General features: G+C 44.1%; 15 protein-coding genes. 6 read left to right on the top strand and 9 right to left on the bottom strand.

The genetic code is table 11. The features are described 5' to 3' along the window. The first annotated feature begins 97 nt into the window (after nt 1–97). Together fnr and uspE are read left to right on the top strand one after the other, a co-directional pair. On the top strand, nt 98–853 hold the full coding sequence (gene fnr / locus C6H66_RS09350) for a fumarate/nitrate reduction transcriptional regulator Fnr (RefSeq protein ID WP_036775662.1): 756 nt from the start codon (nt 98–100) through the stop codon (nt 851–853). Between the two features lie 135 nt (nt 854–988). After that, a complete protein-coding gene (gene uspE, locus C6H66_RS09345) occupies nt 989–1,933 on the top strand; it encodes a universal stress protein UspE (protein ID WP_105395415.1) in 945 nt (314 codons plus the stop codon). A 63-nt stretch (nt 1,934–1,996) separates the two neighbouring features. On the opposite strand, the gene C6H66_RS09340 is transcribed toward uspE, so the two are convergent. From C6H66_RS09340 to C6H66_RS09310, 7 genes are all read right to left on the bottom strand, one after another. Beyond that, nucleotides 1,997–2,962 (bottom strand): urease accessory protein UreD, encoded by a 966-nt coding sequence (locus tag C6H66_RS09340; RefSeq protein WP_046394595.1) that lies wholly within the window; start codon nt 2,960–2,962, stop codon nt 1,997–1,999. After that, entirely contained in the window at nt 2,959–3,594 is a 636-nt protein-coding gene (ureG, locus tag C6H66_RS09335; RefSeq protein ID WP_011146430.1) for an urease accessory protein UreG, read from the bottom strand. The genes C6H66_RS09340 and ureG overlap by 4 nt, the downstream gene beginning before the upstream one ends. 52 nt (nt 3,595–3,646) lie before the next feature. Beyond that, nucleotides 3,647–4,333, bottom strand: coding sequence for an urease accessory protein UreF (locus tag C6H66_RS09330; protein WP_105395414.1), 687 nt, complete (start codon nt 4,331–4,333; stop codon nt 3,647–3,649). After that, nucleotides 4,330–4,926, bottom strand: coding sequence for an urease accessory protein UreE (locus C6H66_RS09325; RefSeq protein ID WP_046394593.1), 597 nt, complete (start codon nt 4,924–4,926; stop codon nt 4,330–4,332). Before C6H66_RS09325 ends, C6H66_RS09330 begins: the two co-directional genes overlap by 4 nt. Before the next feature lie 74 nt (nt 4,927–5,000). Further along, nucleotides 5,001–6,716, bottom strand: coding sequence for an urease subunit alpha (locus C6H66_RS09320; protein ID WP_105395413.1), 1,716 nt, complete (start codon nt 6,714–6,716; stop codon nt 5,001–5,003). A 67-nt stretch (nt 6,717–6,783) separates the two neighbouring features. Then, nucleotides 6,784–7,173, bottom strand: a complete 390-nt coding sequence (locus C6H66_RS09315; RefSeq protein ID WP_036775652.1) for an urease subunit beta — start codon at nt 7,171–7,173, stop codon at nt 6,784–6,786. Nucleotides 7,174–7,264: 91 nt separating this feature from the next. Continuing rightward, complete coding sequence (locus C6H66_RS09310) at nt 7,265–7,567, bottom strand: urease subunit gamma (protein ID WP_011146425.1); 303 nt, start codon at nt 7,565–7,567, stop codon at nt 7,265–7,267. 391 nt (nt 7,568–7,958) lie between these two features. On the opposite strand from C6H66_RS09310, the gene C6H66_RS09305 reads away from it, so the two are divergent. The 3 genes from C6H66_RS09305 to C6H66_RS09295 all read left to right on the top strand — a co-directional run bounded on the left by C6H66_RS09305 (nt 7,959) and on the right by C6H66_RS09295 (nt 9,672). Then, nucleotides 7,959–8,984, top strand: a complete 1,026-nt coding sequence (locus tag C6H66_RS09305; RefSeq protein WP_105395412.1) for a HoxN/HupN/NixA family nickel/cobalt transporter — start codon at nt 7,959–7,961, stop codon at nt 8,982–8,984. 113 nt (nt 8,985–9,097) lie between these two features. Beyond that, complete coding sequence (locus C6H66_RS09300) at nt 9,098–9,388, top strand: CopG family ribbon-helix-helix protein (protein WP_036806311.1); 291 nt, start codon at nt 9,098–9,100, stop codon at nt 9,386–9,388. Further along, nucleotides 9,376–9,672: a type II toxin-antitoxin system RelE/ParE family toxin gene (locus C6H66_RS09295; protein WP_011146423.1), complete on the top strand. Its 297-nt coding sequence runs from the start codon at nt 9,376–9,378 to the stop codon at nt 9,670–9,672. The genes C6H66_RS09300 and C6H66_RS09295 overlap by 13 nt, the downstream gene beginning before the upstream one ends. A gap of 127 nt (nt 9,673–9,799) precedes the next feature. On the opposite strand, the gene pntB is transcribed toward C6H66_RS09295, so the two are convergent. Both pntB and pntA read right to left on the bottom strand, forming a co-directional pair. Next, nucleotides 9,800–11,188, bottom strand: a complete 1,389-nt coding sequence (pntB, locus tag C6H66_RS09290) for a Re/Si-specific NAD(P)(+) transhydrogenase subunit beta (protein ID WP_105395411.1) — start codon at nt 11,186–11,188, stop codon at nt 9,800–9,802. A gap of 10 nt (nt 11,189–11,198) precedes the next feature. Beyond that, a complete protein-coding gene (gene pntA / locus C6H66_RS09285; RefSeq protein WP_105395410.1) occupies nt 11,199–12,728 on the bottom strand; it encodes a Re/Si-specific NAD(P)(+) transhydrogenase subunit alpha in 1,530 nt (509 codons plus the stop codon). Nucleotides 12,729–13,145: 417 nt separating this feature from the next. Here pntA and ydgH point away from each other — a divergent pair, with 417 nt between their 5' ends. Further along, the gene (ydgH, locus tag C6H66_RS09280; protein ID WP_036775644.1) at nt 13,146–14,099 is read left to right on the top strand and encodes a DUF1471 family protein YdgH; all 954 of its coding nucleotides are present in this window, start codon (nt 13,146–13,148) and stop codon (nt 14,097–14,099) included. Nucleotides 14,100–14,178: the final 79 nt, after the last annotated feature.

Raw genomic sequence — 14,178 nt, 5'->3', positions numbered from 1 at the left:
TTCTCGAATAAATTGCAGAAAACCATTATAGCTCTTACCAGAATCATCAAGAAATGCTAAAGTTGAAGGATATGAATATTTCAAATGAGCATGCCATATGATCCAGGAAAAACGTGTTATTCGTCGAATCCAGTCTGGTGGTTGTGCGATCCACTGCCAGGATTGCAGCATTAACCAGCTATGCATTCCTTTTACCCTGAATGAGCACGAGCTTGACCAGCTTGATAATATCATTGAGCGTAAGAAACCTATCCAGAAAGGGCAAACATTATTTAAAGCAGGCGATGAGTTGAAATCTCTTTATGCTATCCGTTCTGGCACAATTAAAAGCTACACTATCACTGAAGAAGGTGATGAGCAAATTACAGGTTTCCACCTCGCAGGGGATTTAGTCGGTTTTGACGCTATCCTTAACACTAAACATCCAAGTTTCGCTCAGGCTCTGGAAACATCAATGGTCTGTGAAATTCCATTTGAAACATTGGATGACCTGTCTGGAAAAATGCCTAATCTTCGCCAGCAGATGATGCGTCTAATGAGTGGGGAAATTAAGGGCGACCAAGAGATGATATTGCTGTTGTCTAAGAAAAACGCCGAAGAACGGTTAGCTGCATTCATTTATAATCTCTCTCGTCGTTTCGCTCAGCGTGGTTTCTCACCAAGAGAATTCCGTTTAACCATGACCCGCAGTGATATTGGTAATTACCTCGGTTTAACTGTTGAAACTATTAGTCGTCTGCTTGGGCGTTTCCAGAAAAATAATACTCTCGGTGTAAAAGGTAAATACATCACGATTGAAGACATGGATAAGTTGTCTGAGTTAGTCGGAAAAAAATCTGTTTCAATTACCTGATCTTAAAACCAGATCATCTTATTTTGTTGATCTGGTTCTCCTCTGACCTGTTCGGTTTGCTTATATTGGTTTATCTTTAGTATTGAAACGTGAGTATTGAAGCGTGTTTTGTCTAGCCTCTGTGAGGATACCATTATGGCAAACTATCAAAACCTTTTAGTTGTAATTGACCCAAGTCAGGACGATCAACCGGCATTAAGACGCGCAGTTTATATAGTGCAACGCAACGGTGGCCGGATTAAAGCTTTCTTGCCCATTTATGACCTTTCTTATGAAATGACCACCTTACTCTCCCCAGAAGAAGCTAGTGCTATGCGTAAAGGGGTTACCAGCCAACGCACTGCCTGGCTTAAACAACAAGCGTACTACTATCTGGAAGCCGGTATTGATATTGAAATAAAAGTGGTATGGCATAATCGACCTTATGAAGCGATTATCCAGGAGGTCATTACAGGTAATCACGATTTACTTCTGAAAATGACGCATAAACATGACAAGCTAGGCTCCTTGATTGTTACCCCACTTGACTGGCAGTTACTCCGCAAATGCCCATGTCCAGTATGGATGGTAAAAGATCAAATATGGCCAGACCAAGGCTCCGTTGTAGTCGCGGTCAATTTGTCTAATGAAGAGTCATATCATCATGAGCTGAACCTGAAACTGGTTAAGGAAACTCAGGAGCTGTCGAATCAAGTCATGAAAAACCCAGAAATTCATTTGGTCAGCGCTTATCCTGTCGCACCACTGAATATCGCCATTGAATTACCCGATTTCGACCCAAGTGTTTATAACCATGCTCTACGTGGCCAGCATCTTATTGCCATGAAAGAATTGCGCCAAAAATTCTGCATTGATGAAAAATATACTCATATCCATGAAGGATTACCGGAGAGTGTTATTCCCAAAATGTGTGATGAGATGAACGCGGGCATTATTGTTTTTGGTATCCTTGGCAGAACTGGGCTATCCGCCGCTTTTCTGGGAAATACCGCAGAGCATGTGATCGACCAGCTTAAATGTGACCTTTTGGCGATAAAACCTGATGGTTTTGAATGCCCAGTTAAAGCCGCTAAAGAGTGATAGTAATAGCATGATAATTATCCATTTGGCGATAAAACCCGAAACAGATTTTCATCCCAAGTTTTATCGCCAGATAAACGGCTCAGGTAGCGTAACACCAAGGATCTCCTCACGAGCTATACGCCAAAAAAGACGAATACCCGCTTTAACTTGATAAGTTTCTTTTCCCAATACCTTAAAGATTAGACCACACTGATTAGGTAAGCGACTGGTACCACTCGCTATACCGGTTTCAGCATCGTACTGAGGAGTCATGCGCGCCAGAATACGATCATGGTGAACCTGAGGTGTCAGCAAGATCACATTGCCGAACACATGGAACGGCCCCATCACCCCTACGCTGTTCAACGGTTGTTTTTTAGGCTCCAGTACATAACGCTCTGTAAACAATACCTTGCCATCAAAATCAGTTGCCGTAATGCGTGATGAATAAACATCAAATTTAAACCCCTGATCAGCAGGGTGGTATTTGCGACCGGACATAATAATTTCAGAATAAATCAATGTGGCAGTCGGATGAATGGTTATCTGAGTGTCGGTAATAAACCGAGAACCACTATGGGGTATTACCGGATCGGGCATCATTTCCAGATAGCCTCCCTGCTCTATCTGGATAGTTTGTACTTGCGCTGCGTAGTTATTCTCCATCGAATGAATTTTAGTCGCCGATTGGGTCGTGACATGACCAAACGCCTCTGGAGCGACATGAATGTCCAGCGCCAATCTATCCCCTTGCAAGATACATCCCGACGTGGAGATCATAAATACACACGGCATCTGCGGTAATGCCTCATCCCAATACAGCGCCCGCTGCACTAAATAAGGCACCCGGCGTTTCATTTGCGCCAAAATACTACGATCACCACGCCGGGCAAATCCCAACCGCAGATAACCACTTTTACCGACATCACCGCTTGCCATCTGGGGCGGTTCATCCTGAAATCGTGCAAGTTCCGGCGCGTTGACACCAAGATTATTCGCCCATTGACATGCATCTCCGATATTTTGCGGTGAGCTGGTGGAAGTCATTGCGTCGCCTGTAATGAATGGGTAAACAGGAAATCACGCATGATCATATTTACCAACGTTTCAACACCCTCTCCGGTTTTGCAATTGGTAAGGATATAAGGGCGCTGACCACGTACAACTTGAGTGTCATGCTCCATCACCGCCAAGCTGGCGCCAACATAAGGCGCTAAATCAATTTTGTTGATCACCAGAATATCAGCCTGTACCAAACCCGGTCCGTTCTTGCGCGGGATTTTCTCCCCTTCAGCGACATCAATCACATAAATATAAAAATCTGCCAAAGCCGGACTAAAAGTGAGTGTCAGGTTATCACCACCACTTTCAATTAACACAACGTCGCTGTCAGGAAAACGCGCTTCCATCTCCTCTACCGCAGCAATATTCATACTGGGATCTTCGCGCACCGCGGTATGAGGGCAAGCACCGGTTTCCACGCCAAGTATCTTTTCTTCATCTAAAATGCCCTTCAAAGTACGTTTAACCTGTTTAGCATCCTCAGTGGTAACAATATCATTGGTGATAATCAGAGGTTTTATTCCACGCTGGATCAAGATAGGCGTGATCACTTCAATAACGGCCGTCTTGCCCGAACCCACCGGACCGCCAATACCAATTCGGGTAATTTTTTTCACAGGGATTTCCTCACACGATTAAGAGGTGGTTAAAAGCGATATCAGGATCAAGTTAATTACTGAACAGCCGGGTAAACGCGCTAACGTGCAGCGCTGCCAGAACATCGGTCATAGGTGCATAAGATGTCATCTGTTCAATCCCTCCCTTTTCCGCCTCATCACAAAACAGTTCAATATCTTGATTCAATGAAAACAAGATACGTTGAATTTCAATATGGGTAACACGCATCAGGCGTATAGCCGCACTGAGTATCGTCATTGCAACGCCATATTGATGCATGACGATCACTTCACGTGGAGCCGCACCCAATGCACTCATGACAACCGCCAAAGTAATCGGATAGGTACCGGCGGCAATATCGTTCTTTATTTGCGCTAACCACCACGCAATTAACGATTCACCGGTGACTTCAACTGCCATTTCCGCTAATTTTTTCCCCATCCGCGTGACCATTGTGCGACTTTCTTCATTTAATTTGCGGTTAAGTACCGCCCAATCATGGGTGATAGCGGCATCATGTTGCCCACTATTCAACGCCTGACACGCAGCCACAACAGCGCGGCCATCACTACTCACCGCCTGTAACAATGCTGTGCGCGTAAACTCGCTTAACGTTGCCACGTCATACACGATTTTGCTCTGAATGGCCGATTCCAGACCGTTTGAGAAAGAAAACGCGCCAACAGGCAGTACTGAATCAGCAAACTGCATGATTCTGATTAAGCGGAGAGCGTTCATTTTAGTTTAATCACATGCTGGTTCAGAAATGTGTTCTCGACATGAACATGTGTCGCGGAATCCTCTGCACCACCGAATAATAAGCGAGCCTCTGAGTTGTTAAGGGAAGGCAATATCTCTTCACCTTTAACAAAGGAGTAAGGCAACGCATGAAAACCGTGGGTTTTCATGACTGAATCCATGACTTTAGTTGATACTGTCAGCGGAATATAAATCTGGTTATTTTTAATCACTGACTTCCAATGCTGATTACCTAAAGCGTGACCAAGTTCGAAGCTGGTTTTCATTACCGTTTCTAAATCTAATGACAGTAATGATTTCAGATGAATAACCATCACATCACGCAAGCTCATTTGAACAATAACCGCCAATCCTTTAGCTTCGTCCCACAATAAAACATCGCCATCAGACAATACCTGATGACGATCAAGGGAAATACCTAAATCCAATCCATTAAGGGTAGATTTACGACAACGGCTTTTTTGCGCTTCCCATTGCGAAAGCACCAAGATATCCGGCGAGATCCCTTGCAAGCGATCTCGCCAGAAAACATCCTTTTTGGCATTACCAAGAATCTGTTCAATAACAATCATAATATAATCCTCTGAACGCATGGATCGGTTAATCCGGCCAGAAACATATTCTCTGACCGGCAGCAAAAAATAGATTAACTAAAGAAATAGCGCTGATTGAGCGCGACTGTCCTGACCGGTTTTACGGTGGCATATTCACCATTCACCTTGACAGCAAAGGTTTCTGCATCCACTTCAATTGCGGGCGTTTCAGCATTACGCACCATATCTTTCTTAGAGATAGCCCGGCAGTTGCGCACCGCCATAACCTGACGTTCCAAACCGAGGCTCTCTTTTACCCCCAGTTCCATCGCCGCCTGGGATACAAAAGTAACACAAGTTTCCTGAAGGGTTTTGCCCAATGCGCCAAACATCGGACGATAAAATGTCGGCTGCGGCGTCGGCAATGAAGCATTTGGGTCCCCCATCACCGCCCAATTAATCATACCGCCTTTAATGACCAACTTAGGTTTTACGCCAAAAAAACGTGGCTCCCACAGCACAAGATCCGCCATTTTTCCCACTTCAACCGAACCGAGCACATGACTTATGCCCTGAGCAATGGCCGGGTTAATCGTAATTTTGGCGACGTAACGTAATACACGGAAGTTGTCGTTATGTGCTGCATCTTCCGGCAACTTGCCACGTGCCGCTTTCATGGCATGGGCAGTCTGCATCACGCGTAGCCAGTTTTCTCCCACTCGCCCCATTGCTTGAGAATCACTGGAAAACATCGACAGTACGCCCATATCGTGCAAAACATTCTCCGCAGCAATAGTTTCTGGACGCACACGGCTTTCCGAAAATGCCACATCAGCCGGTACTTTAGGATTAAGGTTATGGCAAACCATAATCATATCAAACAGTTCTGCCTGGCTATTGATACCGTAAGGCAGTGTGGGATTAGTCGAGCTAGGCAACACATTCATCTGGCTGGCAACTTTAATGATATCCGGTGCATGTCCGCCACCGGCGCCTTCGGTGTGGAAAGTATGAATGGTACGACCTTCAAAAGCATCGATGGTATCTTCAACATAACCGCCTTCATTCAGGCTATCAGTATGCACTGCGACTTGGATATCCATTTCATCCGCTACACGTAAAGCATTACGCAACGCGGAATTCGTTGCGCCCCAGTCTTCGTGCACTTTCAAGCCGGAAACGCCCGCTTTGATCTGTTCAACCAGCGGCATAGCCACCGCAGCATGGCCTTTTCCCAAAATACCTACGTTAACCGGTAAACTTTCAAAAGCACGCAACATGCGATGGATATGCCACGGACCAGCGGTGACAGTGGTGCCATTAGTCCCATCAGTGGGGCCAACACCACCGCCAAAGAAAGTCGTCACCCCATTGGATAAAGCATGTTCAGCCTGTTGAGGCGAAATAAAGTGAATATGGGTATCAATACCAGCAGCCGTGAGGATGAGATGCTCACCAGAGATAGCATCAGTACTAACACCAACCACCATACCGGGGGTAACGCCATTCATCATGTTAGGATTACCACTTTTACCTATCCCGACAATGCGTCCCCCTTTTATGCCGACATCTGCTTTAATGACGCCTTGTCGGGCATCTAAAATAGTAACGCTGGTGATGACCAAATCTAATACGTTTTCGCTGGTCATACGGTTATCCGCCCCCATACCATCACGCAGCGATTTACCTCCGCCATAGACCGATTCATCACCATAGCCACGCAGATCTTTCTCAATTTCAATAAATAGATTGGTATCACCCAAGCGGATCTTATCGCCGGTCGTTGGACCAAAAAGACCTACATATTCCTGTCGGGAAATGGTTGGCATAGTTTATTCCTTTGTTCGAAAGATTTTCCGACGTTCGTCAACTCTACCTTGAATTCATTCGATTCTACTATCCGGCATGTAACCAGGTTTTCTCCACAGGCTCATCAATAACAACCTGACTTTTACCCGCCCAACCATCGACTAAATTATTAAATCCATAAACGTTTTGTTTCCCGCCAATCGGGATTAATGACACCTCGATTTCATCACCGGGTTCAAAACGGATAGCGGTTGTCGCTGTGATATTAAGTCGTTTACCAAACGCAGCCGCACGATTAAATTGCAAAGCTTTATTTACTTCAAAAAAATGGAAATGAGATCCCACCTGAATAGGGCGATCACCTGAATTACGAACTTTTAATTGAATAACCGGACGATCTTCATTAAAGGAGATCGGGTCTTTAGCCAGAATATACCCCCCCAACGGAGTAACATCTTCTTTATTATTTTTTTCCATCGGAAAATCTCCACGTTAAGACGTGAGTCAAGACATAAGTTAATATTTTGTCTAGATAATTTTTCCTGCTATTTACAATTTGTTTCAGCAATCATTGAATGGGATCATGCACAGTGACCAAACGACTACCATCAGTAAATATTGCTTCAACCTGTACATGCGGAATAAGATCAGCGACGCCATCCATCACATCCTCTTTAGTCAGAACATGCCTGGAATCATCCATCACTTCTTCCAATGTTTTCCCCTCTCTGGCGCCTTCCAATGCAGCCGCAGTAATAATCGCAACGGCTTCAGGATAATTGAGTTTTAAACCGCGAGACTTACGCTTTAATGCGACATCAGCCAGTGTATATACCATGAGTTTTTCGATTTCCCTTGGTGTTAATTGCATAAAGCCCCCTAATCATTGGTTATTCCATACGGCCACACTGCTATGTCAATATATAACTTATATGTCAATATATAACTTAATACAATTTTTCCAACAGACTTTATTCAAAAGCTGCTGTCCCTATCCGAATATTGATTTAGATAATCTTTTAGCAAAAAAGCTTTGACACAAAGACCATAATATGTCAATTAAGATCATTCTTTTCAACACAGGTTAGTCCTCTTACCTCTTATTTAAATTTATCCAAGGTAATATTACAAGCTGATTAGTATGCCCACTTGGTAAAAAAATTATAGGTCATGAAGTCAGAAAATACTTACTGTTTTTTTGGACTTCTAGCAATCACCCGTAAGACGGGTTTTACATTTACAGATTTACAGGTATTCCACATATGAATAATTTAACGGATAAAAAACGTGCTGTATCTCTTCTTGTTGTTTTGATTGCCGCCAACATATTGGCTTGGGTTTGGGCATTTATCGCTTTCCGTCATCATGCGGTTATGATGGGGGCAGCCCTGCTGGCTTACGGCTATGGACTGCGCCATGCGGTCGACGCTGATCACATCGCAGCCATTGATAACGTCACCCGTAAATTGATGCAACAGGGTAAATCACCTATTGCTGTCGGCGCATTCTTTTCTCTTGGGCATTCCACCATTGTTATTCTGGCCTGCTTCGCCATCGTCCTAACCTCTATGGCGTTTAAAGATCAAATGGGCTGGATTCATGACTATGGCGGCATTGCCGGTACCTTAGTTTCGGCCTGCTTTCTGCTAGCAATAGCACTAATTAATTTGCTGATATTAAAAAGCGTTTATCAGAAGTTTCAGGAGATCAAACGTGGCAGAAATCTGGCTAAAAGTGATTTGACTGTACTAGAAACGACGCCGGGAGGGATCATGACGCGCCTGTTTCACTCAGTCTTTCGGTTGGTAAGCAAAAGCTGGCATATGTATTTGGTCGGCTTTCTGTTTGGATTGGGGTTCGACACCGCTACCGAAGTTGGGCTATTAAGTATATCTGCCGCCGGTTCTCTCAGTGGGCTTCCTCTATGGTCGTTGATGGTATTCCCGGCGCTATTTACCAGCGGTATGGCACTCATCGACTCACTGGATAATTTTGTGATGGTGGGTGCCTATGGTTGGGCGTTTTCCCAACCGACACGCAAACTCTATTACAACATGACCATTACTGCCGCTTCCGTTGCTGTAGCACTGTTCATCGGTGGGCTGGAAGCGCTTGGGCTTATCGCTGAACAGTGGGATTTGCATGGCGTTTTCTGGAACACTATCGGGGCATTAAATGACAATATGGGCAATGTTGGTTTTTGGGTTGTCGGGATTTTTATTCTGTTCTGGACTTTATCAGTGATGAATTATCGCTGGCGGGGGTACGATACGCTGGAAATTAAATAACAAACGCAGAACTCTTCACATAACCGTGCGATGTATTACATCCTGAAATGTTGTTATGCTCGCTATCTAATGATAGCATTTGTGTTACTAGTGATATCATTGTGAGAAAGGTTATGCATAAACAAACGAAACAGACAATAACCCTTCGCTTAGATGAAGGGTTAAAAACACGCATTAAAGCGTTGGCTGACACGCAAGGTATTTCTGCCCATTCGCTTATGGTACGTTCAATCGAAAGTGAAATTGATACTTTGGAGGCCAGACAACAATTTTTACGTGATGCCGAAAACGCTTGGTTAGAATATGAAGCCACCGGTTTACATTTAACTGGCAGTGAACTTTGTAATTGGCTGGATGCGATTGTACGTGGCGAGGATAAGGAGCCACCTGAATGCCATCTGTAATAGTCACTCCCGCAGCAACAAGAGATATAAATCGTCTTATTGATTTCTTATATCAACGCGATACAGTTGCTGCGAAGTCGGCACTTAGTATCATTAGCAAACACATCCAAGCACTGGAATCTAACGTCTTATCTGGACGGCCAACAGAAATTTATCCACTCTTTGAGTTAATTATCCCTTTTGGTGGTACAGGCTATATATTGTTATACAGAGAACTTCCCGGAAGTAATACGCGTTACATTTTGGCTATCCGTCACCAGCGAGAAATCAACTATAAGCACTAACTTAAGCATTAATAACTAGTGAATCGCAAATAAAGTAAAACAACGAATGTAATTTCTGTCTCTTAATCAAGAAATCTGACTAAGAGACAGTAAATCCATCATAGCTGTAAGTTAAAACAATAGAAAATCACAGTGCACGCAGGATTGCCTCTACGCTCGCCTTCGCATCACCGAACAACATCTGGCTATTGTCTTTAAAGAACAACGGATTTTGCACACCGGCGTAACCTGTGTTCATAGAACGTTTGAACACAACAACATTTTGTGCTTTCCAAACCTCCAGAACGGGCATACCCGCAATCGGGCTGTTGGGATCTTCCTGTGCCGCAGGGTTAACGGTGTCGTTGGCGCCAATAACCAGTACGGTATCGGTATCAGAGAAATCATCATTGATTTCATCCATTTCCAGAACAACGTCGTAAGGCACTTTTGCTTCTGCCAACAGCACGTTCATATGCCCAGGTAGACGTCCCGCAACGGGATGAATACCAAAGCGGACATTAACTCCCTTCTCTCGCAATTTAGCGGTGATGTCATGTACCGGATACTGCGCCTGTGCAACCGCCATACCGTATCCCGGCGTGATGATAACAGAAGTTGAGTTTTTCAATAGTTCAGCCACTTCTTCCGCTGTGGTTTCGCGGTACTCGCCCATCTCCTGCTCATCACCGGTTGAAGAACCATCAGTACCAAACCCGCCGGCAATCACACTGATAAAAGAGCGGTTCATGGCCTTACACATGATGTATGAGAGAATCGCCCCCGAAGAACCAACCAGTGCACCCGTTACAATCAACAAATCATTGCTCAACATGAAACCCGCTGCTGCTGCGGCCCAACCCGAATAGGAGTTCAGCATTGAAACCACCACTGGCATATCCGCGCCACCGATGGAAGCGACCAAATGCCAACCAAACGCCAATGCGATTGCTGTCATGAGCAATAACGTGAACACTTGCAGGCCCGTACTTTCCGTTTTCACAAAGGTAATCAACAGCACAAAGGAGAGCACAAGCGCTGCAAGGTTTAATTTATGACGATTTGGCAACATCAACGGCTTAGAGGAAATTTTTCCACATAATTTACCAAATGCCACAACAGAACCGGTGAAAGTAACCGCACCAATGAAAACCCCTAAGAAAACTTCTGTTAGATGGATATTCTCCATCACGGGTTCTACAAAACTATCGTGAGCAATAAAGCTATTAAAACCGACCAGCACGGCGGCCAACCCAACAAAACTGTGCAGAATAGCAACCAATTCCGGCATTTCAGTCATTTCAACTTTATTTGCCAGACGAATACCAATAACCGCACCGATCACCATCGCCAGAATAATCCAGACAACACTTCCGGTATCAGGCCCGAAAATCGTCGCAATCAATGCGATTGCCATTCCGGTGATACCAAAAATATTTCCGCGTTTAGAACTCTCATGACGAGATAAACCAGCCAGGCTGAAAATAAATAAAACGGCGGCAACAATATATGCTGCTGTAACGACTCCACTCGACATTAGTTACCCCTTAGTCCTTACGAAACATTTTCAGCATACGTTGAGTGACAGTGAAGCCACCGAAGATATTAATGCTGGCAATAAGAACAGCAATAAATGAGAAGAAACTTACCCATCCACCATCACCAATTTGTAATAACGCCCCAACGACAATAATCCCCGAAATGGCATTAGTTACCGACATTAACGGTGTGTGCAAAGCATGGCTGACATTCCAAACCACGTAATAACCCACCACACAAGCTAACGCGAAAACAGTAAAGTGGGATAAGAATTCTTTTGGCGCAGCATTGGCTAACCAACTGAATAAGATAACAGCCAATGCCAATAAACCATATTTCAACCAAGGTGAAACGGGTTTCGCCGCTGGCTTTTCTGCTTTAATCGAGGCTGGTTTTGCCTGCGGCTGAGCTGAAACTTGAATCGGTGGCGCAGGCCAGGTAATTTCTCCCTCTTTGACGACTGTCACGCCACGAATAACAACATCGTCAAAATCAATATTGATTTCGCCATTTTTTTCTTTACACAACAACTTGAGCAGATTAACCAAGTTAGTACCGTAGAGCTGAGAAGATTGTGTTGGCAAACGGCTGGGCAAATCTGTGTAACCAATAATTTTCACACCATTTGCAGTAACAACCAATTTATCTGCTTGCGTTAATTCGCAGTTGCCGCCTGTCTGAGCCGCCAGATCAACAATCACACTACCCGGCTTCATGGATTCAACCATCTCTTTGGTGATAAGACGTGGAGCGGGTTTCCCTGGAATTAACGCGGTTGTTACAATGATATCAACTTCTTTTGCCTGTTCAGCAAAAAGCGCCATCTCCGCTTTAATGAAGGCTTCGGACATCACTTTTGCATATCCGTCACCACTACCGGCCTCTTCTTCAAAATTCAGCTCAAGAAACTCCGCCCCCATGCTCTGAATTTGTTCTTTAACTTCAGGGCGAGTATCAAATGCACGAACAATCGCGCCCAGACTGCCCGCTGCCCCGACAGCAGCCAAACCAGCAACACCGGCGCCAATAATCATCACTTTGGCTGGCGGGACTTTTCCTGCCGCAGTAATCTGACCAGTAAAAAAACGGCCAAATTCGTGAGCGGCTTCGACTATTGCACGATAACCGGCAATATTTGCCATAGAGCTCAATGCATCCAACGATTGTGCTCTGGAAATACGCGGTACTGAATCCATCGCCAACACCGTGACTTTACGGTCTGATAGCTTCTGCATTAACTCAGGGTTTTGCGCTGGCCAGATAAAACTAACCAACGTACTCTCTTCCTTCATTAATGCAATTTCGTCATCCTCAGGAGCATTAACCTTTAAAATAATATCTGAACGCCAAATATTATGACGATCAGTAATTTCAGCACCTACTTGTTGGTAAGCACTATCTTCAAAACTGGCTAAACGCCCAGCTCCACTCTCAACAACGACATTAAATCCCAATTTCAGCAGGTGTTCCACAGTGTTCGGTGTGGCTGCAACACGTGCTTCATTGACAAGTCGCTCCTTCGGTACACCAATACGCATAATGTTCCCTTCCTAAAGCCTAAGATTAATGATGATTATTGCTTGCTACAGTTAACTTAGCGACTAAATTAACTTGATTACTGCCATCAGTAAAATCTATCAACAAATATTTTAATAACCAACTGAAAATATTATCGGTGATCGATCGCTAATGGGTAAAAAATAACTAAGTAGTATTATAATAAGTAGTACTATAAATAGTATTACCGGTGCAAATCGCACTTTTAACTGGCTCACTCCCTATGTTGCTAAAAACTTATGGTGCCCTATTCTATAAACTTGCATTCATTCATACTGATAGCATAAATTCGTGGGACATTAGCTATTATTACATGTAATAATTATCGGCTATGTGATACACAACCATGTTCAGCAAGTTACAACTATTATTTAATGCGCAAGGTGGAAGGATTTTTTATGAAGCTGAAAACAACGATGATTGCAGCAGCGGTATTCTCATTAACGGGTATTACCACTGCTCAAGCAGCTCAGGAGTTATCCCCGGAGAAAGCAGCAGAGCTGAAACCGTTTAAACGTATTACGGTTACAGGCCCTTTTAATGCTATTTATGAAGCTGCCGATGCGGTTTCCCGTCGTGCGGACAAAATGGGTGCTGATGGGTTTTATATCCAAAGCCTTGATGATCTGAATAATAGTGGCAACCTGCGCGTTGTAGCTGATCTGTATCACAAAGATGCAGAGAAAATTGATAATTCACCTAAATATCGTGAGTTTCGCGGCATCAAAGAATTACCCAAAACAGAAGCTGTAACGCTGGAGCCATTCGATACGGTCACTATTAGCGGCTTTTATGACACTGAACCTGATTTGAAGGAAACCATTGCAAAAGAAGCCAAGAAAAAAGGCGCAGCGGCTTTCTTTATTGTTCGTCAGGTTTCAATCAATGATGGCGGTAATCAGACGGTTACCGCTTATGTTTATAAAGATGATGCGCCAAAACGCCAAATTCAGGCTGATGAAGCGGTTATCCCGGCAGATTCCGATTCTGGACGCACTGCATTGGCTGCTGGTGGCGAATCGGCTAAGAAAGTAGAAATTCCTGGTTTAGCCTCTTCAACTTCGACCAGTAATTCTGTTGGTCGCTTCTTTGAAACCCAGTATTCTAAAGGTGAGCGTTACACTGTCACCCTTCCTAACGGTACGAAAATTCAAGAATTAAATAAAATCAGCGCTGCTCAGATGGTACCTTTTGATTCCATCACCTTCTCAGGCTATTACAACAGCATGCCTGATGTTTCCTATGAAGTCGCTAAACGCGCCGCGGCTAAAGGCGCTAAGTACTACCATATTACCCGTGAATGGCAATCCAGTGGTGGAACCTCCACGATCAGCGCAGATCTGTTCAAATAACCCTATTGAACCAAAAACAAAAAAAGGCACATATGATAATCATATGTGCTTTTTTTATTCATAAAGATAATAAAGTTCT

It is taken from the genome of Photorhabdus hindustanensis (assembly GCF_002968995.1).
GTDB lineage: Bacteria > Pseudomonadota > Gammaproteobacteria > Enterobacterales > Enterobacteriaceae > Photorhabdus > Photorhabdus akhurstii.
This window is presented reverse-complemented; position numbering and strand designations above follow the sequence as displayed.